The sequence below is a fragment of the Mesotoga sp. HF07.pep.5.2.highcov genome (genome assembly GCF_003666285.1).
GTDB lineage: Bacteria > Thermotogota > Thermotogae > Petrotogales > Kosmotogaceae > Mesotoga > Mesotoga prima.
On sequence record NZ_JFHJ01000719.1, the window covers coordinates 1 to 927 of the forward strand.

At 52.3% G+C, this 927-nt stretch carries 1 protein-coding gene; it reads left to right on the forward strand.

Translation table 11 applies throughout. From position 1 onward, the window contains the following. Positions 1-196: hypothetical protein (locus BG32_RS15930; RefSeq protein WP_220660354.1), on the forward strand; the 196-nt coding region annotated here is incomplete at its 5' end. Between the last annotated feature and the right edge of the window lie 731 nt (positions 197-927).

Below are 927 nucleotides of genomic sequence, written 5' to 3' on the forward strand. Positions count from 1 at the left end.
TTCATTAAATCACCTCATCTGGAATTGTAGCATTTCGAAGAGCGGTTCTCCGTTTCGACGCTGTACGTACAGGTTCTTTGTTGAGAACTATGAGAATAGGAGAGAGGAAGAAACTGGAGAAAAGCGAACTCTTTTCTCGGAGGATGGCGGACCGTTGACGGACAACGTTGTCTTTACAGCGATCAGCGGTTTCTAAGTGCTTGATCCCGTACAGGAGAACTACGGGATGACAGGAGGGGACACTACGAAACGAAGTCACTGGATCTTGCCGAAGGCCTCCTAGGGCAGGCTCTACGTGATCACAATGTCAGACGATTATGAGATTCTTTTGTAGGGGCGAACGGCTGTTCGCCCGTGAGTAGATTTCAGTGCAGGCTAAAGGGATGACAGAAGAGGCGCTCATCAGAGAAGACCCTAGGGGATGACAGTAACGCACGATTGCGTAAAACGGGACAGACCATAGCAAAAGTCGCAATGCGCCGAAGATCATCGGCGGTCAGTTTAGAAGTGAGGCTCGCTGGCGCGAGGAAGTGATGCCCGGAGGATTATCCGGGGAAGTGAGGCCGACTACGTCGGGAAGTGATGCTGGCGCTTTCGCGCCAGGAGGCAAGAATCAGTCAGTCTGCTCACGCAAACCAGTCACCTTTGGTGACCAGTCTTTGCTTCGCAAAAGTCAGTTCCGGCTACGCCGGCCGGAAGAGCCGCTGATCGCTTGCTAGGAGACGCTAATCGCTTGAAGAGCAAGGCAACAAGATGAACAAGATCCCGTACAGGATCCCTGAACAGGAGCGCTTCAGGGCAGGCTTTACGGGATGACAATGTCAGACGTATATGCGATTCTTTTTGTAGGGGCGAACGGCTGTTCGCCCGTGAGTGGATTTCAGTGCAGGTTAAAGGGATGACAGAAGAGGCGCTCGTCAGAGAAGA